Here is a 20,347-nt window from a genome sequence, read left to right as displayed (position 1 = left end):
GTCAGAGACCCAGGTCGGCCTCGAACGCGCCCTCTTCCAGGCGGTTCTTGACGGTGGTGAGGAAACGGCCCGCGTCGGCGCCGTCCACCAGTCGGTGGTCGTAGGTCAGCGCCAGGTAGGCCATGGACCGGATGGCGATGGTGTCGCCGTTCTCGTCCGTGATCACCACCGGGCGCTTCTTGACCACGCCCACACCCAGGATGCCGACCTGCGGCTGCTGGATGATCGGCGTGTCGAACAGCGCGCCGTTGCTGCCCAGGTTGGTCAGCGAGAACGTGCCGCCGGTCAGCTCGTCGGGCGTGAGCTTGTTGGCCCGCGCCCGCGCCGCCAGGTCGCCGATCTTGTGCGACAGGCCGGCCAGGTTCAGGTCGCCCGCGTTCGCGATGACCGCGTTCAGCAGGCCCCGCTCGGTGTCGATCGCGATACCCAGGTGCTCGGCACCGTGGTACACGACCTCCTTCTTCTCCTCGTCGATCGACGCGTTCAGCACCGGGTGCTGCTTGAGCGCCTCGACCGCCGCCTTGGCGAAGAACGGCAGGAACGTCAGCTTCGTGCCCTCGCGCTGCTCGAACGCCGTCTTGGCCTTGGCCCGCAGCCGGGCGATCTTGGTGACGTCCACCTCGAACACCTGGGTCAGCTGCGCCGAGACCTGCAACGACTCACGCGTGCGCTGGGCGACGATCTGCCGCAGCCGGGGCAGCTTCTGCACCGTGCCGCGCTTGCCGCTGGTGTCCGCGGCCGGTGCGGCGACCCGCTGGGCGGGCGCGGACGCGGCGGCCGGCTTGGGCGCCTCCGGCTTCGGGGCCTTGGCCGCCTCGACCGCGGCCATCACGTCCTGCTTGCGGATCCGGCCACCGACGCCGGTGCCCTTCAACGTGGCCAGGTCGATGCCGTTCTCCGACGCCAGCTTGCGCACCAGCGGCGTCACGTACGGCGCGCCGTTGGCCGACTCCTCGGCCGGGGCCTCCTGCTTCGGCGCTTCCTGCTTCGGGGCAGCCGGAGCCGGAGCAGGCGCGGCGGCCGGAGCAGGCGTGGGAGCGGCGGGGGCCGGAGCGGCGGGAGCCGGGGCGGGCGCGGGCTTGGGGGCCTCCTGCGCGGCGGGCGCGGGCGAACCCGAGCCGATCACCGCGAGCTGACCGCCGACCTCGACGGTCTCGTCCTCACCCGCGCTGATCTCCAGCAGGGTGCCGGCCACCGGCGACGGGATCTCGGTGTCGACCTTGTCGGTGGACACCTCCAGCAGCGGCTCGTCGACCTCGACCGAGTCGCCGACGGCCTTGAGCCAGCGGGTCACGGTGCCCTCGGTGACGCTCTCGCCCAACGCGGGCATGGTCACCGGGGTGCCCTCGGCCGGACCACCGGACGGGGCCGGGGCCTCGGCCGGAGCGGCCTCGGCCTGCGGGGCAGGGGCAGCGGCCGGTTCGGGCGCGGCCTCGGGCGTCGGCGCGGGCGCCGACTCCTGGACCGGAGCCGAGTCGGAGGCCCCGGAGTCCGAGCCGTCGCCGATGACGGCCAGCTCGGCGCCGACCTCGACGGTCTCGTCCTCCTGGGCGACGATCTTCTGGAGCACACCCGCCGCGGGGGACGGGATCTCGGTGTCGACCTTGTCGGTGGAGACCTCCAGCAAGGGCTCGTCGACCTCGACGCGGTCACCCTCCTGCTTCAACCAGCGGGTGACCGTGCCCTCGGTGACGCTCTCGCCGAGTGCGGGCATTTGGACGGAGAAGGCCATCGTTCGCTGACTCCTCGTGCGTGGGTCGGGGATCGGCTGACTGGGGTGCGACGGTCAGCCGTGCACGTGCAGCGGCTTGCCGGCCAAGGCGAGGAAAGCCTCGCCGAGGGCTTCTGTCTGGGTCGGGTGGGCGTGGATCAGCGGAGCCACGTCCTCGGGGTACGCCTCCCAGCTGTAGATGAGCTGTGCCTCACCGATCAGCTCGCCGACCCGCTCGCCGACCATGGTGACACCGACCACCGGGCCGTCGGGCGCCTTGACGAGCTTCACACCGCCGGCGGTCTTCAGGATCTGGCTCTTGCCGTTGCCCGCGAGGTCGTAGACGAACGTCTCCACGGCGGAGCCGTACTTCTCCTTGGCCGCTGCCTCGGACAGGCCGACCGAGGCGACCTCGGGCTTGCAGTAGGTGACGCGCGGGATGCCCGCCTCGTCGATGACCTTCGGGTTCTGCCCGGCGATGTCCTCGGCGACGAAGATGCCCTGCTGGAAGCCGCGGTGCGCGAGCTGGAGGCCGGGCACGATGTCGCCGACGGCGTACACGTTCGGGAGGTTGGTGCGCAGCCGCTCGTCGGTGATGACGAAGCCGCGGTCGATCTTGACGCCGGCCTGCTCGTAGCCGTGGCCCGAGGTGTTGGGGCCGCGGCCGACGGCCACCAGCAGCAGGTCGGCGTCGAGCACGTCGCCGGACTCCAGGGTGACCGACACGCCGGTCCCGCTCTGGGTGGCGCCGGTGAACTTCACGCCGGTCTTGAACTTGATGCCGCGCCGGCGGAACGCGCGCTCCAGCTGCTTGGACGCGTACTCGTCCTCGGCGGGGACCAGGCGGGGCAGCGCCTCCACGATGGTCACGTCCGCGCCGAAGGAGGCCCACACGCTGGCGAACTCGACGCCGATGACGCCGCCGCCGAGCACGACGACCTTCTCCGGGATGAAGTCCAGGCTGAGCGCCTGGTCGCTGGTGATGATCCGGCCGCCGATCTCCAGGCCGGGCAGGCTGCGGGCGTACGAACCGGTGGCCAGGACGACGTTCTTGCCGGTGTACCGCTGACCGTCCACCTCGACGGTGTTCGGGCCGACGAACGTGCCCGTGCCCTCCACCAGGGTTACCTTGTTGGCCTTGACCAAGCCCTGGAGGCCCTTGTAGAGACGGCTGACGATGCCGTCCTTGTAGGAGTTGACGCCCGCGATGTCGATGCCCTCCAGCGAGGACTTCACGCCGAACTGGTCACCCTCGCGAGCGTTGTCCGCGACCTCCGCCGCGTGCAGCAGCGCCTTGGTGGGGATGCAGCCGCGGTGCAGGCAGGTGCCCCCCAGCTTGTCCTTCTCGACCAGGATGACGGACAGGCCGAGCTCGGCCGCGCGGAACGCGCAGGCGTAGCCGCCCGAGCCGCCACCGAGGATCACAAGGTCGGCGGAGGTGTCGGTCACGGAATCTCCCTGGAGAGCTTGATGCCTTACTCCGCGCGGGTGCGCGCGTAGTTGCCATCTTGTCACTACCGCGCGAACGGCGGCGACGCGGTGTCCTGTTGGGAGGATTTGGCCCCGCCTTCACACCCGCGCCGGCACCATGGTCGGCAGTTGTCCCGGCAGGAGGTGGCCCGGTGGGCCTGTTCGACCGTTTTCGCAGGAAGCAGCGCCCCGGCGTGCTGCGTTCGGCCTCGTCCACGGACACCGGCCACCTGGAGCAGTGGGCCGCCGCCCGTCGGGGTGTGGAGGCGTACGTCGAGCCGAAGACGACCGTGACCGAGACCACGGTCGTGCTCGTCGCGCACGACGGTGAGTGGACGCGCCGCCGGATCGACGGCACGGACGGCGCGAAGCGGCTGGCGAAGAAGCTGGCGATCCCGATCTACGACGCGGGCATCGTCGGCTACCCGAAGCGGATGCGCGAGTACTCCCGCCGCAAGAACCAGGCCTAGCCGAGCCCGTTCCACAGCGTCGCGACCAGGGCTTCCGGATCGGTCCGCGAGTCGGTGAAGAAGCCGAGGAACGCGTGGTAGTGGCACGCGCCCAGGAGCAGGTCCGCGGCCGACCGCGCGTCGACGCCGGCCGGTAGCCGGCCCAGCGCCCGCTCCGCCTCCAGGTACCGCGCGAGCGTCTGCGGCACGACCTGCGGCCCGGTTTCGTGCGCTTTCAGCGCCTCGCGGTGGGCGGCCAGCAACGCCGGTTCGGAGAAGATCGACGCGGCGATCGGGAACGTCTCGCGGTAGAACGCCGTCGCGGCGCGCACGATCCCGACCAACGTCTCGCGCACGTCACCGCGCCCGGCTTCCAGCTCGTCCAACAGGTTCCGCAGATCGCTCGGCGCGCGTTCCTTCAGCACGGCCAGGAACAGGTCGGTCTTGTCCGCGAAGTGCTTGTACAGCGCCGCTTCCGAGAAGCCCGCCGCCTTGGCGATCTCCTTGGTGGTCGCGCGGGCGAGCCCTCTGGTGCGCATGACGTGGGCCGCCGCGTCGAGCATGCGGTCACGCGTGGTCATGTGGCGACCGTAGTGGTTGGTGAACGCTCACCAACCACTACGGTCACGGCGTCCCGACTAGCCGTTGGCCGCGATGTCGGCCAGCACCGCCGCGAGAGTGCGCACCGGGACACCGGTGCCACCCTTGGACGTGTACCCGTACGGGGCGCCGGTGTGGAACGACGGCCCGGCGATGTCGATGTGCGCCCAGGTCTGGCCCTCGGCCACGAACTCGCGCAGGAACAAGCCCGCGGCGAGCATCCCGCCGAACCGGTGCCCGGCCACGTTCGCGATGTCGGCCACCCGCGAGTCCAGGTCGCCGCGCAGCTCCTCCGGCAACGGCATGGCCCACGCCTGCTCGCCCACCGCACGCCCCAGCGCGGCGACGCGGTCGCGGAACTCCTCGGTGCCCATGACACCGGCGGTCCGCTTGCCGAGCGACACGACCTGCGCGCCGGTCAGCGTGGACGTCTCGATCAGGTAGTCCGGCTGGTCCTCGCAGGCCCGCGCGATCACGTCGGACAGGATCAGCCTGCCCTCGGCGTCGGTGTTGAGCACCTCGACGGTCTTGCCGCCGTACATGGTGAGCACGTCACCGGGCCGGTAGGCGGTGCCGGACGGCATGTTCTCCGCCATCGGCGCCCACGCGGTCACCTCCAGCGGGTACTTCAGCTTCGCGGCCAGCACGACGGTGGCGATCACGGCCGCCGCGCCGCTCATGTCCGAGGTCATCTCGTCCATGCCGGCGGCGGGCTTGATGGAGATGCCGCCGGTGTCGAAGGTGATGCCCTTGCCGATCAGCGCGATCTTCTTGCCCGCCTTCGGGCCGCGGTAGGTGATGCGGACCAGGCGCGGGGGACGGCTGGAGCCGCCGCCGACGCCGAGGATGCCGCCGAAGCCCTGCTTGCGCAGCGCCTTCTCGTCCAGCACCTCGACCTCGAGCCCTTCGGCCTTGGCCAGGGCGGCGGCGCGGTCCGCGAACGACGCCGGGAACAGGTCGTTCGGCGGGGTGTTGACGAAGTCGCGGGTCGCGGTGACGGCCTCGGCGATCGCGGTGGACGCCTTGAGCGTCGCCCGGTGCGCCCGGACGTTGCCCTCGGCCGGCGCGACGAGGTCGACGCGCGCGACCGGGCCGTTGCCCTTGTCCGACTTGTACTCGGTGAACGAGTACGCGCCCAGCACGGTGCCCTCGACGGCCGGGCCGAGGTGCAGCGCGGACAGCGTGCTGACGGCGCGCTTCTTGCCGCCCAGCGCGCGGGCTGCGGCGCCGGACGCGCGGCGCACCTGGTCCTCGGTGACGGTGCCGTCGTCGGCGGGCTTGCCGAGGCCGACGGCGAGCACGACGCGCGCGCCCAGCTTGCCCAACGTGGGCACGGTGACGACCTCTTCGGCCTTGCCGGTCGCGCCGACGGCTTCGAGGACGTCCAGCAGCGCGCCGTCGAACGCGGCGTTCACCGCTTCGGACGTGCCGGCGAGGGCGAGGCCGTCCGGGCCCTGGAGTGTGCCCACCACCACGGCGTCGGCGGCGGTGCTGCTCAGGTCACTGTCGGTGATGGCCAGTTTCGGCGCGGTCACTGCGGCTCCTTGACGTGGTCCTCCCGGCGCTTCCTGGTCTTGCGGCGGGATCGGGGTGGATCGTGACGAATGCTAAAGGTGCCGTTCACACACAGGACGGCCGCACCTTCGATTGCAATGAGTAACAATTAACACGAACGGGGGTCGACCGCCCGCACGCTCGGATTCACCCAGTCGATATGCGAGTCTGTACCGGTGATAGTCACGTCCCGTGTCGGGGCCGTGGTGCTCGCCCTCGGCGCGACGTTGGGCGCCGGTGTGTTCACCGGCTTCGCCCCCGCCGCCGCCGTCGCGGGCCCCTGGTTCCTCCCCGGGCTCGCCTTGGCCGCGGTGACCGCGTTGTGCTGCGCGTTCTCCACCGCCGACCAGCACCGCGCCTACCCCGACGCCCCCGGCGGCTACGCCTACATCCGCAACCAGCTCGGCCCGTGGCCCGCGCGCATCGGCGCGAGCGCCCACCTGGTCGGCAGAGCGGGCGTGGCCGCCGCGCTGGCCGGGATGTTCGGCGCGTACGTGGTCCCCGAACACCGGGTGGCGGCGGCGTTGGGCCTGATCGTGGTGACGGCGGCGCTCGGTGCGGCGGGCGTCAGGTGGAACACCCGAATGAGTGTCGCGGCTACGGCCGTGGTGTTGGGCGTACTCGCGTTGGTCGTGCTGGTGTGTTTCTCGGTCGCGCCACCGGACAACCCGATCGTGGTAGGCGACGGGCCGGGTTTCGACGGCGTGATGGGTGCGTCCCTGCTGTTGTTCGTCGCGTTCGTCGGCTTCGAACGGGTCACCGCGCCGCAACGCGGTGACCAGGTGTTCTCCGCCAGGGTGCTGCACTTCGCGGTGCCCGTGGTGATCGGTGTCGTGCTGCTGGTGTGCCTCGGGGTCGGCGCGGCGTTGCTGCGTCAGCTCGGCTCGGCCCGCCTGGCGCTCTCGCCCGCGCCGCTGCGGGACGCGCTGATCGTCGCCGACGGCCGCTGGCTGCTGCCCGTGCTCGGGTTCGGCGCGGCGGTGGCGGCGGTGTCGTCGCTGTTCTTCGTGCTGGCGTCGGCCCGGCGCACGCTCGTCGGCATGACCGAGACCGGCGACCTCCCGGCGATCCGCGCGGGCTGGCCGCTGGAGGTGGTGAGCGCGGCGCTGGCCGTCCTCGGCGCGGTGGCGCTGCCGCCGTCGACCGCGCTCGCGGTGGGCGCGTGCGGCACGGCGTTCTACTACGGCTTCACGAACGCCTCGGCGCGCGTTCTGCTGCAAGAGGACCGGACGTGGCCGATGCGGACCGCGTGCCTGGGGCTGGGCCTGTCGATCCTGCTGGCCATGAGTGCCCCCGCGGACGCCCTGGTGATCACCGGTGTCGCGCTCGCGCTGGGTACCGGGCTGCTCGCGCTGGGTCGAGTGCGGCAGGCCGTCGGATAGCGCGACGGGATGCTCGGATGTCCGAGCATCGGGACAACGATTTTCCGACGTCCCAGTGGCGGCTATCGTGCTGCCATGACGACAGCGTTGCCTTTCACCCGGACCCCCAACCCGCAGCCGGCGACCCCGGAGCGCGTTGCGGAGGTACTCGCCAAGCCGGGCTTCGGGCAGCACTTCACCGACCACATGGTGACGATCCGCTGGAACCAGGAACAGGGCTGGCACGACGCCGTTGTCGAGCCCTACCACTCGCTGGAGCTGGACCCGGCGGCCATGGTGCTGCACTACGGCCAGGCGATCTTCGAAGGGCTCAAGGCGTACCGCCAGCCCGACGGCGCGATCGCGTCCTTCCGCCCCGAGGCGAACGCCGAGCGCTTCCGCGCGTCGGCCCGCCGCATCGCGATGCCCGAACTGCCCGACGAGCTGTTCCTGGGTTCGATCCGGGAACTGCTGGCCGTCGACGAGCGGTGGGTGCCGTCGATCCCCGAGGAGTCGCTGTACCTGCGGCCGTTCATGTACGCCACCGAGAAGGGCCTGGGCGTGCGGCCGGCGAAGGAGTACGTGTACGTGCTCATCGCCTCGCCCGCCGGGTCGTACTTCTCCGGCGGGTTGAAGCCGGTGACGGTGTGGCTGTCGACGGAGTACGTGCGCGCGGCGCCCGGCGGCACGGGTGCGGCGAAGTTCGCGGGCAACTACGCGGCGTCCCTGGTGGCGCAGGCGCAGGCCGCCGACGAGGGCTGCGACCAGGTCGTGTGGCTGGACGCGGTGGAGCGCCGGTGGGTCGAGGAGATGGGCGGGATGAACCTGTTCTTCGTCCTCGGCTCCGGTGACGACGCGCGCGTGGTGACGCCGGAGCTGTCCGGCGCGCTGCTGCCGGGCATCACCCGCGACTCGCTGCTGCGGCTGGCGTCGGACTTCGGCTACGCGGTCGAGGAGCGCCGGATCTCCACCGAGGAGTGGGAGAAGAAGGCCGAGTCCGGCGAGCTGACCGAGGTGTTCGCCTGCGGCACGGCCGCGGTGATCACGCCGGTCGGGCACGTGAAGCACGCGGGCGGCGAGTTCAGCGTCTCCGGCGGCCGCACGGGCGACGTGACGATGAAGCTGCGCAACCACCTCACGAGCATCCAACAGGGCCTGGTCGAGGACCCGCACAACTGGATGACCAAGATCAACTAACCCGAGAGTCCTACGTTCAGAGCCCGAGAGTCCTACGTTCAGGACGCGAGAGTCCTACATTCAGAGCTCGAGAGTCCTACGTTCGCGTACCCCGAATTCAACGCTCAGGACGGCCAGGCCTGTTCTGAGCGTTGAATTCAGGTGTTCTGAACGTAGGACTCTCGCTACGCGAACGTAGGACTCTCGCTACGCGAACGTAGGACTCTCGCTACGCGAACGTAGGACTCTCGAGCGCTGGGGGTTCGACTCTCGCGGTTAGAGGGCGCAGATCGCGAGGACGGTGAGGGTGGCGGTTTCGCAGGCCGCGCCCAGCACGTCGCCGGTGATCCCGCCGAACCGCTTGCGCGTGTGCCGGATCAGCAGCAGCACCAAGCCCGCCGCGAGCAGGACCGCGAGCGGGCCGTGCCACGGGTGCACGAAGAACCCCGCCACGGCGAGGCCCACCCACCACAACGCCGCCACCCACACCGGCTGGCTGCCCGCCACCAACGCGCCCAACCCCTCGGGACGTGCGGCGGGCACGCCTTCCACGCAGCACAACACGAACGCGGCCCGCCCGGCCGTCAGCGCCAGCAGCACCGCTCCCCAGTGGACGGTCGGGAACGCGGCGGCCTCCGCGCCCAGCACCACGATCAGCGCCACCACCGCGAACGGCCCCGCGCCACCGTCCTTCATGACGGCCAGCGCACGCTCCGGAGGCCCGTAGCACCCCAAGCCGTCGGCGGTGTCGGCCAAGCCGTCCAGGTGCATCCCGCGCGTCGCCAACGCCAGGAACCCGACGACCAGGAACCCCGCCAGAAGATCGGGCGGGGCCAGATCCGGCGGTGTCACGTCCGGCAGGCTCAACAGCGCCAGCAGCCCGACGACCGCCCCGCCCAGCAACAACCCCACCAATGGCGCGAACGCGATGGCCCGCCGTGCCGCCCGCGCGTCGACCTCGCCGGAACCGACGCGGACGGGCAGCACCGTCAGCCACGACAACGCCAACCGCATCAGGCGGGTCCGGAAACGCCCGCGCTGTCGAAGGTCGCCATCTCGGCCAGGATCCGGGTCGCCATCACCACCAGCGGCAGCGCCGCCACCGCGCCGGAACCCTCACCGAGCCGCATGTCGAACTCCAGCAACGGTTCCAGGCTCAGGTGACCCAGCGCCAACGAGTGCGCGGGCTCCACGGACCGGTGCCCGGCCACCCACCACTCACGCGCGCCCGGCGCCAACTCCTCGGCCACCACGGCCGCCGCGCCGACCACCACGCCGTCCAGGATCACCGGCGTCTTGCGCACCGCCGCCTGCGCCAGGAACCCGGCCATCGCGGCGATGTCCGCACCGGACGCGGAGGCCAGCAACGCCACCGGGTCGTTGATCACCGGCCGGGCACGGCGCAACGCGTCCCGGATCGCGGCGGTCTTGCGCATCCAGCCCTGGTCGTCGATACCCGTGCCGCGGCCGACCACGGCGACCGGCTCGGAACCCGTCAACGCGGCGATCAGCACCGCCGCCGGCGTCGTGTTGCCGATGCCCATGTCGCCGGCGATGAGCAGGTCCGCGCCGCCGTCGACCTCGTCGTCCACCAGCTTGCGGCCGATCCCGATCGCCTTCTCGGTCTCTTCGAGCGTCAACGCGTCCTCGCGGTCGATGGACCCGGAACCGCGCCGCACCTTGAAATCGCCGACCGAGGTCTCGGAGTCGACCGCCAGGTCGACCACGCGCACGGTCGCGCCGGCCACGTTCGCCAGCACGTTCACCGCCGCGCCGCCCGCGAGGAAGTTCGCCACCATCTGGCCGGTGACCTCGCTCGGGTACGCCGACACGCCGTGCTGCGCCACCCCGTGGTCACCCGCGAACACCACCACGCGGGGCCGGGTGAACGGCCGGGGCGGGCACTGGCCCTGGCACGCCGCCACCCAGACACCGAGCTCCTCCAGCTTGCCCAGCGATCCCGCGGGCTTGGTGAGCACGCCGTGCCGGGCGATCGCCTGGCCGCGCACGTCCTCATCGGGCGGCTCGACGGACGGGAACTCGATCGTCACCGACTACCTCCGGGTTCGCGCAATCGCAGTGGGATTCCGGCGACGACCAGCAGCACTTCGTCGCACACCTCGGCCAGCCGCGCGTTGAGCGAACCGAGGTGATCGCGGAAGAGCCTGCCAGAGTGGGTGCTGGGCACGACGCCGAGGCCGACCTCCGCCGACACCAGGACCAGCCGGCTGCGCGTCCGCGCGACCGCCCGGACCAGCAACGCGCACTCGTCCTCGACCTGCCCGATGCCGTGGCCCTCCCACGCGCCGGCGTCGTCCAACACGCCGTTGAGCCAGGTGGCCACGTCGTCCACCAGGATCGGCGGGTCGGTCTCGCGGCTCTTGGTGAGCAGGGAGATCAGGTCGTTCGGCGCGGGCGCCTCGACCGTGGTCCACGTGCTGGGACGACGGGCCACGTGCTGGGCGATCCGCAGCTCCCAGTCCGCGTCGTCCGGGTAGCGCCTGGCGGTGGCGACGTAGGTCACGACGTCGTCCGCGAGCAACCCCTCGGCGTGCGCCGACTTGCCCGAACGCGCGCCGCCCAGCACCAGTGTCCGACGCGTCACACCGCACTCCATCTGTTCCGGGAGGACATAGCCTGACCGGGAACGTTACCCGGCGGACACGTCGTGAGGAGGTCGCCATGGAGTACCGGTGGCGCTACCAGGACGAGCAGGGCCGAGAGGTCGACGGCCCGCGCATCGCGTTCGACGACCAGACCGCGGCCGAGGACTGGTTCGGTTCGGCGTGGGTCGAGCTGCGGGAGGCGGGTGTCGCGCAGGTGACGCTGCTGCGCAGCGAATCCGAGGTCTACGGCCCGATGTCCCTCGCCCCGGCCGAGTAGACCGGGGCGAGGCACGCCGTCACGGGGTGACGGTCAAGCGCGGGTCGGTCTCCACGACGCCCTCGAGCACGTCGTCGATCTTCTTCATCAGGTCCGCGTCCAGCGTCACGCCGGCGGCCTTCGCGTTCTCGTGCACCTGCTCGGGGCGGGACGCGCCGATGATCGCGCTCGCCACGTTCGGGTTCTGCAGCGTCCACGCGACCGCGAGCTGCGCGAGCGACAGACCGGCCTCGTCCGCCAGCGGCTTGAGCCGCTGGACCTTCTCCAGCACGTCGTCGCGCAGGAAGCGCTGGATGAACTTCGCGCCGCCGTTCTCGTCGGTCGCCCGCGAGCCCTCCGGCACCGGCTGACCCGGCAGGTACTTGCCGGTCAGCACGCCCTGCGCGATGGGGGACCAGACGATCTGGCTGATGCCCTCGCGCTCCGAGGTCGGCACGACCTGCGACTCGATCACGCGCCACAGCATCGAGTACTGCGGCTGGTTGGAGATGAACGGCACGTTCAGCTCACGCGCGAGCGCCGCGCCGCGGGCGATCTGGTCGGAGTTCCACTCGGAGACGCCGATGTAGAGCACCTTGCCCTGCCGCACGAGGTCGGCGAAGGCGAGCATCGTCTCCTCCAGCGGCACCGACTTGTCGAACCGGTGCGCCTGGTAGAGGTCGACGTAGTCGGTCTGGAGGCGCTTGAGCGAGCCGTTGATCGACTCCATGATGTGCTTGCGGCCGAGGCCCTTGTCGTTCGGGCCGCCGGGGCCGGTCGGCCAGAAGACCTTGGTGAAGATCTCCAGCGACTCGCGGCGCTGACCGGCCAGGGCCCGGCCCAGCACGGACTCGGCCTTGGTGTTGGCGTAAACGTCGGCGGTGTCGAACGTCGTGATCCCGGCGTCGAGCGCCGCGTGGACGCAGGCCGTCGCCTGGTCCTCCTCGACCTGGGACCCGTGGGTGATCCAGTTGCCGTACGAGATCTCGCTGATGTTGAGGCCACTGCGGCCGAGGCGTCGGAACTCCATGTCGCGGAGTCTAGTGACGACTCGTTCGGCAAGCTAATGAACTGCGGGTAACCGGGCGCGAGCTAACGGCCACTCGCCGAGCGCGATTACTCCGATGAGACCGCCGCCACCACGACCGGTCCGGCGGGGCCTGTGTTTGGAGTCGCCATGTCCGGTGGAAGCCCCGCGTTCAGGTCCGCGGTCGTCGCGGTCCTCACCCCGGTGATCGGCACCGCCGTCGCCGTCGCGATCAACTTCGCCACCGCCGTGCCGGACAGCGTGACGCTCTGGCTGGTCGTCGGCGGGCTCACGGTGGTCGCCGCGGTCCTGACCGCGACCACCGCGACCGACACCCCGTCTCCACGGCACGCCGGGCCACCGACCGGGGCGCCTTTCGGGGCGCCGAACCGGGCCTCCGGGTGGCCGCCGCCGAACCAGCCCCGGCAGCGGTCGTCCGGCCGGGGGCGGGCGGCGTTGATCGGTCTCGCGGTGTGCGCCGTGGTGGTCGCGATCGTCGTGCCGGGCGCCCGGTTCGCCTACGGCTGGATCACCGGGAACGAGACCGGCGTCGAGCGGCTGGCCGAGTCGAGGTCGGCGAGCGCGGGCGCGTTGGCGCTCACGGTGGACGGGGTCGAGGTGACCTCGCACTTCACCAAGGTCACGATGACCGTCCGGAACGACTACGACACCTCGGTCACGTTGCCGGTCTTCGGCTACTCGCAGCTCACCAGCGGGGCCGTCACGGTCGAGGGCGAGCCGTTCCGCAGCAGGTGGCCCGACACCGTGCCGCCGGGGCAGTCGAGGACCGGGACGATCACGTTCGGCGAGCCGCTGCCCGATTCCGCGACCAGCGTCACGGTCACGTTCACCACCGTGTTCGGTGCGTTGCACGGACCCGACTCGCTGTCCGTGGAGGACGTCCCGCTACGGCCGGTGTAGCCCGCGTGGTCCGTCAGACCTTGTCGCCGGGGGAGACCCGCGGCTTGGGGACGCGCAGGCGGCGCAGCTGGCTGGCGCGGATGAACGAGTACCAGCCGATGGACAGGCCGCGGCTGGTGTCGTCCGGGAACTTCAGCCGCACCCGCTTGACGACCAGCCGGCCGAGCACGAAGCCCTCCAGGATCATCGCCAGCAGCATGAACGTGGTCACCAGCGTCGCGTACTGCTGGACCGCGGGCATGGGCACGAGCAGCGCCACGAACACCAGGATGGCCAGCGGCATGAACAGGCCCATGAGGTTGCGCCGCGAGTCGACCACGTCGCGGATGTAGGCCTTCACCGGCCCGCGGTCGCGCGGCAGGAGGTACTTGTCCTCGCCGGCCATCATCCGCTGCCGCCGCTCGACCGCCGCCGCACGGCGCTCTTCCTTGGACACCTTGTTCCCGCGCGCCCGCTTCAACGCCTCGCGCTGCGTCCTCGGCGGCGGCGGCACGGGGCCGCGCCGCTTGCCCTCCGCCTCACGTCGCTTCGGCGTGGGCCGGCCCTTGGCGGGCGTGCGCGACGGATCGGCCGGGTTCACCTCCGCCGGCATGTCCTCGGCGGTGGTGTCAGCGGCTTCGTCGGCGTTGCGGCGCAGGAACCTCACCACACCAGAGTAGGAGATGCCCCGATAAGTACTGTTCGCGAGGTGCGAGTTGTTATTGCGCCGGACTGCTTCGGCGGAACCCTGACCGCGCGGGAAGTCGCCGAGGCCGTGGCCGCGGGCTGGCGGCGCACCGCTCCCGACGACGAGCTCCACCTCCGCCCGCTGGCCGACGGCGGCCCGGGTTTCGTGGACGTCCTGCACGCCGCCCTGGGCGGCACCCTGCACACGACGACCGTCACCGGCCCGCTGGGCACGCCCGTGGAGGCGCGCTGGCTGGAGCACGACGGGTGCGCGTACATCGAGTCCGCCCAGGCCTGTGGCCTGCACCTGATCCCGTCCGACCAGCGCGCGCGGACCGCCGAGACCGCCACCACCAGGGGCGTCGGCGAATTGATCAACGCCGCCCGGCACGCCCACACGATCGTGGTCGGCCTGGGCGGCTCGGGCACCACCGACGGCGGTGAGGGCCTGCGGGAGACCGTCCAGCCCGTCACGGCCCGCCTCGTCGCCGCCGCGGACGTGGAGAACCCCCTCCTCGGCCCGCACGGTGCCGCGCGCACGTTCGGCCCGCAGAAGGGCGCGTCACCCGAAGCGGTGGAACGCCTGGAGGCGCGGCTGGCCGCGATGGACGAGTTGGCCGACGTCCGCGACCTGCCCGGCGCGGGTGCCGCCGGAGGCCTCGGAGCTGCACTGATGGCTCTCGGCGCGACCGTCGCGTCCGGTGCCGGGATGGTCCGCGAGCTGACCAGGCTGGACGACGCGCTGGACCACGCCGACCTGGCCGTCACCGGTGAGGGCAGCTTCGACTGGCAGTCGCTGCGCGGCAAGCTGGTGACCGCCGTGGCCGGTGGTTCGGCGGAACGCGGCCTGCCGTGCGTGGTGCTCGCGGGCCAGGTCACGGTGGGTAGGCGTGAGGCCGCGGCGGCGGGCGTGCAGGAGTCGTACGCGGTGGCCGAGCACGCCGGGTCGGTGGAGCGGAGCATGGCCGACCCGGCGGGCACGCTGGCCGATCTCGCCGCGGAGGTGGCGAGGCAGTGGTCACACCCCCGCACCTGACGGCTGTGCGACCATGGGGACAGGAACAAAGCGGGTACTACCCGTGTTGCTCGGAATAGATGCCCGCAAAGGACCTCTGAGGGAGAGCCATGACGACCGCTCAGGACGCAGTCACCTCGACTCCTGACGCCCCGCCCACCCATGGCGTGACGCTGACCGACGCGGCGGCCTCGAAGGCCAAGGCGCTGCTCGACCAGGAGGGGCGCGACGACATGCACCTGCGCATCGCCGTCCAGCCCGGTGGTTGCGCGGGGTTGCGCTACCAGCTGTTCTTCGACGAGCGCACGCTCGACGGTGACGCCCTGCGCGACTTCGGCGGCATGAAGGTCGCCGTCGACCGCATGAGCGCCCCGTACGTCGAGGGTGCCGTGATCGACTTCGTGGACACGATCGAGAAGCAGGGTTTCACCATCGACAACCCGAACGCCGGCGGCTCGTGCGCCTGCGGCGACTCGTTCCACTGATCGACCCGCTGGAACCGCAGTAACCACGGGAAGGGCCTCCGCCGCACGGCGAGGCCCTTCCCGTTTTGCGCTTGCGCCGTTGCGCCTGAGGTGCGGCCGGCGGGACTTCTGCCGGCGGGGGTGGGCGACTACTTCATGGCGGCGATCTGGATCAGGTTGCCGCAGGTGTCGTCGAAGACGGCGGTGACGACCGGCCCCATGTCGGTCGCGTCCTGGGTGAACTCGACGCCCAGCCCCTTGAGCCGCTCGACCTCGGCGTACACGTCGTCGACGGCGAACTGGGTGAACGGGATGCCGTCGGTGACCAGGGCCTTCTTGAACGGGCCCGCCGCCGGGTGGCCGTCCGGCTCCAGCAGGAGCTCGACGCCGTCCGGGTCGGCGGGGGAGACCACGGTGAGCCAGCGGGCCTCGCCGGCGGGCACGTCGGTCTTCTTGATGAACCCCAGCTTCTCGGTGTAGAAGGCCAGCGCCTTGGCCTGGTCGTCGACGAACACGCTGGTGATGTTGATGCGGATCACGGGTTCGGTCCCTCTCGCTCGATGGGCCACCGCTCGAGGATCGAGCGCAGCGGGCTCGTGTCGATGTGGTGGAACTTGTACCGGCCCTGCCGCCGGGTGTGCACCAAGCCGGCCTGTTCGAGCACCGCGAGGTGCTGCGAGATGGCCTGGCGCGAGGAGGCCAGGCCGTGCTTCATGGTCAGTCGGCCGCAGATCTCGAACAGCGTCTGACCGTCCTTGTCGGTCAGCTCGTCCAGGATGGTGCGTCGCGTCGCGTCGCCGATGGCCTTGAACAGGTCGGGGTCTGCGTCCACGGGCACAGTTATAGGCAAGTCACCACTTGCCTGTCAAGGAGGGCGGCGGCAAGGGGGAGGACGGCGGTCAGCGTGAAGCCCTCCTCGCCTGACCACCGCCGATCACGCCCAGTCAAAAGCCCCCGCCGGGGCGGGGGCTTCCAGGGATCGGACTCAGACGTAGGCGTCCAGGTCCGCGACCTGGGCGTAGTTGGCGTCGTCCACCTGCCACGGCACCGCGGCCCGCGGTTCCTGGAGGGTCTTGCCCGCGGCCCGCAGCTCCTGCGGCAGCTCGGTGCAGTCCTCGATCAGCTCGTCCAGCGTGTCCGCCTCGATGTTCCTCACATCCGCGACCGTATGCGCGCAAATGCCTTGACCAAAGCCCTACCGGGCGGTAGTTCCGCCCGGTAGGGCCTCATCTCACACGTGCGCGACCAGTGGCGCGGGCGCCGCCGGAGCCGCCGACCGCGCGGTCACCCTGCCGACCACCAGAGCCACCCCCACGCCGAGGATGGTCGACACGCCGCCGACGGTCCCGACCCACTGCAGGCCGAGTCCGCTGGTCAGCACCACGCCGCCGAGCATCGGGCCCAGCGCCGCGGCCACGTTGAACGCGGAGATGTTCACGGAGGCGACCAGCCCGGCCGCCGAACCCGCCTGACCCATCAGGTAGGTGTGGATCAGCGGACCGGCGGTGAACGCGCTGGCGCCCAGCACGAACACGCTCACCACGGCGGCCACCTTGCTCTCCAGCATCAGCCCCTGGGCGAGCAGCCCCACGCCGAGCACGCCAAGCGGGATCGGCAGGACGCGGGCGATGTTGTGCGTGGGCACCCTGCCCGCCAGCGTGCTGCCGACGAGCGTGCCCAGGCCGTACACGAGCAGCACGCCGGTCACCCAACCCGGCTCGAACCCGCTCACGTCCCGCAACGCGGGCGCCACGTACGTGAACGCGGTGATCAGACCGGTGAACGACAGGATCGTGGTGGCCAGACCGAGTAGCACGGTCCGCCGGCCGAACGCGAACAGGCTGGCCCGCACACCGGGGTCCGGCTCGTGCGCGACCTTCGGCGTGCCGAGGACGACCCCGATCAGCCCGATCGCGGTCAACGCGCTGACCAGCACGAACGACGCCCGCCAGCCGTAGTTCTGGCCGATCAGCGTGCCGAGCGGGATGCCCAGGATGGTGGACAGCGCGACACCGTTGACGACCTTGGCGATGGCCGCGGTCTGCTTCTCCGGCGGCACGGCGGAGATGGCGACCTGGGAGGCCACCGCGAAGAACAGGCCCTGGGCCAGCGCGGCGACCATGCGCGCCACCATGAGCAGGGTGTAGTCGTCGGCCAGGGCGCTGCCCAGCGAGGCGAGCAGGGCCAACGCCATGACGGAGATCAGGAGCTTGCGGCGCGAGATGCGCCCGGTGAACACGGTGAGCACGGGGCCGCCCAGGGCCACCGAAACGGCGTAAGCGGTCACCAGCAGGCCTGCGGTCGGCACGTCCACACCGAGGTCGGCGGCGACCTCGGGGAGCACGCCGACGATGATGAACTCGGATGTCCCCACAGCGAAAGCGCTGAGCATCAGGATGAAGGCGATCACGGAACCGACGGTAAAGTGTGACACTGACGTCAGGGTCAAGGTTGCGTGATCGAGCGCTCTTTTCGACGGGAGTGGGAATACGTGCTGATCGGTGAGCTCGCGGAGAAGACCGGCGCCACGGTGCGCATGCTGCGCTACTACGACCAGCAGGGACTGCTGACCCCGCCGCGCACGGACAGCCGTTATCGCGTCTACGACGAGTCCGATGTGGAACGGGTGCGCAGCGTCCGCTGCCTCATCAACTCCGGCCTGAACGTGCGGCTCGCGCGGCTCGTGCTCGCGCACGCGTTCGACCAGGACATCCCGCTGCCCGAGGACGAGGCGGCCTGCGTGCCGCTGCTGGAGATGCTGAACGAGGAGCTGACGTCCATCGACGCCCGCATCGAGCAGCTGACCCGCAGCAAGGCCCACCTGTCCAAATTGGTCGATGACGTGACCCGCATCCTGGAGGACAAGATCGGCACGGAGGCCGTCGCCGAGTGCCGGAGCGCGGTCGACGCACGCCGCCGCGCCGGACAGGCCGAACGGGCTGAACAGGCCGAACGCGTCGAGAAAGCGGGCTGAGCCACACGCCACCCCCGAGCACGACCCGCGCACGACGAAGGCCCCCGGCACGCACGCCGGGGGCCTTCGTCGTGGGCTTAGAGCTTGACCGGGTAGTGCGGCTCCGGGATGACCGGGCGGATCCGGCCCTCCACGAAGATCCCGTGCCAGATCATGAACACCAGCAGCGCCCAGATCCGCCGGCTGTGGTCCGCGACGCCGGACCGGTGCTCCTCGATGACCCGCAGCACCGCGCCCTTGTCGATGTACTGGTCGGTCTGCGACTGGCGCACGTTCTCCACCGCCCAGTCGTGCATCTCGTCCTTCAGCCAGTGCCGGATCGGCACCGGGAAGCCCAGCTTGCGCCGGTTGAGCACGTGCGCGGGCACGATGTCGCGGATCGCCCGGCGCAACGCGTGCTTGGTGGTCTCCCGGGTCAGCTTCAGCTCCGACGGCACCTGCGACGCGATCCGGAACACCTCCGGGTCCAGGAACGGCACCCGCAGCTCCAGCGAGTTCGCCATGGTCATCTTGTCGGCCTTGACCAGGATGTCGCCGCGCAACCACGTGAACAGGTCCACGTGCTGCATCCGCGTCACCGGGTCCCAGCCCTCCGACTCCCGGTACACGTGCGCGGTCACGTCCTTGTGCGACACGTTCGGGTCGTACGTGCGCAGCACCTGCCGCAGCTGGTCGTCCATGAAGATCCGCGCGTTGCCGTAGTAGCGCTCCTCCAGCGTGAGCGCGCCCCGCCGCAGCAGGTCCTTGCCGCGCACGCCCTGCGGGATCTTCGTGGACACCTTGCCCATGGCCTTGCGCAACGCGCCCGGCACCTTCTCGAACGGCGCCAGCGACAACGGCTCGCGGTAGATCGTGTAGCCGCCGAACAACTCGTCCGCGCCCTCACCCGACAGCACGACCTTCACGTGCTCCCGCGCCTCGCGGGCGATGAACCACAACGGCACCAGCGCCGGGTCCGCCACCGGGTCGTCCAGGTACCACGTGATCAGCGGCAGGGCGTCCATCATCTCCTGCGCCGTCACCGCCCGGACCACGTGCTTCACCCCGATCGCGGCGGCCGACTCGGCGGCCACGTCGATCTCCGAGTAGCCCTGCCGCTCGAACCCGGTGGTGAACGTGATCAGGTCCGGGTTGTGCTCCTTGGCCAGCGCCGCGACCACCGTCGAGTCGATGCCGCCGGACAGGAACGAGCCGACCGTCACGTCCGCCCGCATGTGCTTGGCCACCGAGTCCCGCAACGCCTCGGTGATCTCGTCGTACAGCCGGTTCGCGTCCGCCTCGCCGTGCACCGCGCGCGGCCGGAACGTGGCCGGGAAGTACCGCTCGACCACCGGCTTGCCGCCCGGCGTGAGCGTGAACGACGTGCCGGACTCGATGCGGTGGATCTCGCTCTGCAGCGACTCCGGCTCCGGCACGTACTGCAGGATCAGGTAGTGCTGGAGCGCCTTCTGGTCCACCTTCGGCGTGATGCCGATCGTGGGCGCCAGCTCCAGCACCGACTTCTTCTCGCTGGAGAACGCCACACCGCCCGGACCGGCCGCGTAGTACAGCGGCTTGATGCCGAACGGGTCGCGCGCGCCGAACACCACCCGGCGCGCCTTGTCCCAGATCAGGAACGCGAACATGCCGCGCAGCTTCGCCACCGCGGCCGGCCCCCAGTAGTGGTAGGCCGCCACGATCGTCTCGGTGTCGCCGTCCGTGGCGAACACCGCGCCGAACTGCTTGGTCAGCTCCGCGCGCAGCTCCACGTAGTTGTAGATCTCGCCGTTGAACAGGATCGCGTACCGACCCTGCTGGTCGTGCGGACCCCAGTGCAGGGGTTGGTGCGAGTGCTCGATGTCGATGATGGACAGGCGGTTGAAGCCGAAGACGACCTCACCGCCCTGCCAGGTGCCACTCTCGTCGGGGCCGCGGTGCCGCTGGCAGCGCAGAGCCCCCGCCACCGCCGAGCGAGCCCGCTCGGCGTCGTTCTCGCCAGGGCAAACCAGTCCTACCAGGCCGCACACGCCGTAACACCTTTCGAGTCGTGTGGAGAAGAGTCCAGTATGCCGGGGGGCCTGTGTGTGACCGAAACTGCACCGCACGGGTGCGGCCCCC

At 70.9% G+C, this 20,347-nt stretch carries 22 protein-coding genes; 8 read left to right on the top strand and 14 right to left on the bottom strand.

Annotated elements, in window-relative coordinates:
• Window position 1: 1 nt before the first annotated feature.
• Together sucB and lpdA are read right to left on the bottom strand one after the other, a co-directional pair.
• Window positions 2–1,732, bottom strand: a complete 1,731-nt coding sequence (gene sucB, locus FM051_RS03325) for a 2-oxoglutarate dehydrogenase, E2 component, dihydrolipoamide succinyltransferase (RefSeq protein ID WP_158840489.1) — start codon at window positions 1,730–1,732, stop codon at window positions 2–4.
• A gap of 54 nt (window positions 1,733–1,786) precedes the next feature.
• A complete protein-coding gene (lpdA, locus tag FM051_RS03320; protein ID WP_158840487.1) occupies window positions 1,787–3,160 on the bottom strand; it encodes a dihydrolipoyl dehydrogenase in 1,374 nt (457 codons plus the stop codon).
• A 173-nt stretch (window positions 3,161–3,333) separates the two neighbouring features.
• Here lpdA and FM051_RS03315 point away from each other — a divergent pair, with 173 nt between their 5' ends.
• On the top strand, window positions 3,334–3,651 hold the full coding sequence (locus FM051_RS03315; protein ID WP_158840485.1) for an oxidoreductase: 318 nt from the start codon (window positions 3,334–3,336) through the stop codon (window positions 3,649–3,651).
• On the opposite strand, the gene FM051_RS03310 is transcribed toward FM051_RS03315, so the two are convergent.
• Complete coding sequence (locus tag FM051_RS03310) at window positions 3,648–4,211, bottom strand: TetR/AcrR family transcriptional regulator (RefSeq protein WP_158840483.1); 564 nt, start codon at window positions 4,209–4,211, stop codon at window positions 3,648–3,650. The two genes, FM051_RS03315 and FM051_RS03310, sit on opposite strands and share 4 nt — an antisense overlap.
• A gap of 57 nt (window positions 4,212–4,268) precedes the next feature.
• The gene (locus FM051_RS03305; RefSeq protein ID WP_158840481.1) at window positions 4,269–5,765 is read right to left on the bottom strand and encodes a leucyl aminopeptidase; all 1,497 of its coding nucleotides are present in this window, start codon (window positions 5,763–5,765) and stop codon (window positions 4,269–4,271) included.
• A 195-nt stretch (window positions 5,766–5,960) separates the two neighbouring features.
• Between FM051_RS03305 and FM051_RS03300 the strand changes: the two genes are divergently transcribed.
• Complete coding sequence (locus tag FM051_RS03300; protein ID WP_158840479.1) at window positions 5,961–7,166, top strand: APC family permease; 1,206 nt, start codon at window positions 5,961–5,963, stop codon at window positions 7,164–7,166.
• Window positions 7,167–7,241: 75 nt separating this feature from the next.
• On the top strand, window positions 7,242–8,342 hold the full coding sequence (locus FM051_RS03295; protein ID WP_158840477.1) for a branched-chain amino acid aminotransferase: 1,101 nt from the start codon (window positions 7,242–7,244) through the stop codon (window positions 8,340–8,342).
• 255 nt (window positions 8,343–8,597) lie between these two features.
• Here the strand turns inward: FM051_RS03295 and FM051_RS03290 are convergent, their stop codons facing one another.
• Genes FM051_RS03290 through cobU form a run of 3 tightly spaced genes read right to left on the bottom strand, consistent with a single transcriptional unit; the run spans window position 8,598 to window position 10,926 of the window.
• Window positions 8,598–9,335 (bottom strand): adenosylcobinamide-GDP ribazoletransferase, encoded by a 738-nt coding sequence (locus FM051_RS03290; RefSeq protein ID WP_158840475.1) that lies wholly within the window; start codon window positions 9,333–9,335, stop codon window positions 8,598–8,600.
• The gene (gene cobT, locus FM051_RS03285) at window positions 9,335–10,372 is read right to left on the bottom strand and encodes a nicotinate-nucleotide--dimethylbenzimidazole phosphoribosyltransferase (RefSeq protein WP_158840473.1); all 1,038 of its coding nucleotides are present in this window, start codon (window positions 10,370–10,372) and stop codon (window positions 9,335–9,337) included. Before cobT ends, FM051_RS03290 begins: the two co-directional genes overlap by 1 nt.
• Window positions 10,369–10,926, bottom strand: a complete 558-nt coding sequence (cobU, locus tag FM051_RS03280) for a bifunctional adenosylcobinamide kinase/adenosylcobinamide-phosphate guanylyltransferase (RefSeq protein WP_158840471.1) — start codon at window positions 10,924–10,926, stop codon at window positions 10,369–10,371. The genes cobT and cobU overlap by 4 nt, the downstream gene beginning before the upstream one ends.
• Window positions 10,927–11,003: 77 nt before the next feature.
• On the opposite strand from cobU, the gene FM051_RS03275 reads away from it, so the two are divergent.
• Window positions 11,004–11,204, top strand: a complete 201-nt coding sequence (locus FM051_RS03275) for a hypothetical protein (RefSeq protein ID WP_158840469.1) — start codon at window positions 11,004–11,006, stop codon at window positions 11,202–11,204.
• A gap of 19 nt (window positions 11,205–11,223) precedes the next feature.
• Here FM051_RS03275 and FM051_RS03270 read toward each other — a convergent pair whose 3' ends face one another.
• Window positions 11,224–12,213: an aldo/keto reductase family protein gene (locus FM051_RS03270; protein ID WP_158840467.1), complete on the bottom strand. Its 990-nt coding sequence runs from the start codon at window positions 12,211–12,213 to the stop codon at window positions 11,224–11,226.
• Between the two features lie 147 nt (window positions 12,214–12,360).
• On the opposite strand from FM051_RS03270, the gene FM051_RS03265 reads away from it, so the two are divergent.
• Window positions 12,361–13,131: a DUF4352 domain-containing protein gene (locus FM051_RS03265; protein WP_158840465.1), complete on the top strand. Its 771-nt coding sequence runs from the start codon at window positions 12,361–12,363 to the stop codon at window positions 13,129–13,131.
• 13 nt (window positions 13,132–13,144) lie between these two features.
• Here FM051_RS03265 and FM051_RS03260 read toward each other — a convergent pair whose 3' ends face one another.
• Entirely contained in the window at window positions 13,145–13,777 is a 633-nt protein-coding gene (locus FM051_RS03260; RefSeq protein ID WP_158840463.1) for a DUF3043 domain-containing protein, read from the bottom strand.
• A gap of 42 nt (window positions 13,778–13,819) precedes the next feature.
• Between FM051_RS03260 and FM051_RS03255 the strand changes: the two genes are divergently transcribed.
• A complete protein-coding gene (locus tag FM051_RS03255; RefSeq protein ID WP_158840461.1) occupies window positions 13,820–14,833 on the top strand; it encodes a glycerate kinase family protein in 1,014 nt (337 codons plus the stop codon).
• A gap of 89 nt (window positions 14,834–14,922) precedes the next feature.
• Window positions 14,923–15,297, top strand: a complete 375-nt coding sequence (locus tag FM051_RS03250) for a HesB/IscA family protein (RefSeq protein ID WP_077007559.1) — start codon at window positions 14,923–14,925, stop codon at window positions 15,295–15,297.
• Between the two features lie 128 nt (window positions 15,298–15,425).
• Here FM051_RS03250 and FM051_RS03245 read toward each other — a convergent pair whose 3' ends face one another.
• The 4 genes from FM051_RS03245 to FM051_RS03235 all read right to left on the bottom strand — a co-directional run bounded on the left by FM051_RS03245 (window position 15,426) and on the right by FM051_RS03235 (window position 17,686).
• Window positions 15,426–15,815: a VOC family protein gene (locus tag FM051_RS03245; RefSeq protein WP_158840459.1), complete on the bottom strand. Its 390-nt coding sequence runs from the start codon at window positions 15,813–15,815 to the stop codon at window positions 15,426–15,428.
• Window positions 15,812–16,108, bottom strand: coding sequence for an ArsR/SmtB family transcription factor (locus FM051_RS03240; protein WP_158840457.1), 297 nt, complete (start codon window positions 16,106–16,108; stop codon window positions 15,812–15,814). The genes FM051_RS03245 and FM051_RS03240 overlap by 4 nt, the downstream gene beginning before the upstream one ends.
• Window positions 16,109–16,261: 153 nt before the next feature.
• Window positions 16,262–16,432 (bottom strand): hypothetical protein, encoded by a 171-nt coding sequence (locus tag FM051_RS50380; RefSeq protein WP_202918657.1) that lies wholly within the window; start codon window positions 16,430–16,432, stop codon window positions 16,262–16,264.
• 75 nt (window positions 16,433–16,507) lie between these two features.
• On the bottom strand, window positions 16,508–17,686 hold the full coding sequence (locus tag FM051_RS03235; protein WP_238412099.1) for an MFS transporter: 1,179 nt from the start codon (window positions 17,684–17,686) through the stop codon (window positions 16,508–16,510).
• A 45-nt stretch (window positions 17,687–17,731) separates the two neighbouring features.
• Here FM051_RS03235 and FM051_RS03230 point away from each other — a divergent pair, with 45 nt between their 5' ends.
• On the top strand, window positions 17,732–18,250 hold the full coding sequence (locus tag FM051_RS03230; protein WP_158840455.1) for a MerR family transcriptional regulator: 519 nt from the start codon (window positions 17,732–17,734) through the stop codon (window positions 18,248–18,250).
• Window positions 18,251–18,327: 77 nt separating this feature from the next.
• On the opposite strand, the gene asnB is transcribed toward FM051_RS03230, so the two are convergent.
• Window positions 18,328–20,256, bottom strand: coding sequence for an asparagine synthase (glutamine-hydrolyzing) (gene asnB, locus FM051_RS03225; RefSeq protein WP_158840453.1), 1,929 nt, complete (start codon window positions 20,254–20,256; stop codon window positions 18,328–18,330).
• Between the last annotated feature and the right edge of the window lie 91 nt (window positions 20,257–20,347).

Source organism: Saccharothrix deserti, assembly GCF_009769385.1.
Classification (GTDB): Bacteria; Actinomycetota; Actinomycetes; order Mycobacteriales; family Pseudonocardiaceae; genus Actinosynnema; species Actinosynnema deserti.
Note: the sequence above shows the minus strand (reverse complement) of the source record. Positions and strands in the feature narration are given on the sequence as shown.

What these genes read in the sequence shown, in the direction of transcription:
- sucB (WP_158840489.1), bottom strand. Translation starts at nt 1,732, where the DNA reads ATGGCCTTCTCCGTCCAAATGCCCGCACTCGGCGAGAGCGTCACCGAG.
- FM051_RS03310 (WP_158840483.1), bottom strand. Translation starts at nt 4,211, where the DNA reads ATGACCACGCGTGACCGCATGCTCGACGCGGCGGCCCACGTCATGCGC.
- FM051_RS03295 (WP_158840477.1), top strand. Translation starts at nt 7,242, where the DNA reads ATGACGACAGCGTTGCCTTTCACCCGGACCCCCAACCCGCAGCCGGCG.
- FM051_RS03250 (WP_077007559.1), top strand. Translation starts at nt 14,923, where the DNA reads ATGACGACCGCTCAGGACGCAGTCACCTCGACTCCTGACGCCCCGCCC.
- FM051_RS03265 (WP_158840465.1), top strand. Translation starts at nt 12,361, where the DNA reads ATGTCCGGTGGAAGCCCCGCGTTCAGGTCCGCGGTCGTCGCGGTCCTC.
- FM051_RS03270 (WP_158840467.1), bottom strand. Translation starts at nt 12,213, where the DNA reads ATGGAGTTCCGACGCCTCGGCCGCAGTGGCCTCAACATCAGCGAGATC.
- FM051_RS03290 (WP_158840475.1), bottom strand. Translation starts at nt 9,335, where the DNA reads ATGCGGTTGGCGTTGTCGTGGCTGACGGTGCTGCCCGTCCGCGTCGGT.
- FM051_RS03275 (WP_158840469.1), top strand. Translation starts at nt 11,004, where the DNA reads ATGGAGTACCGGTGGCGCTACCAGGACGAGCAGGGCCGAGAGGTCGAC.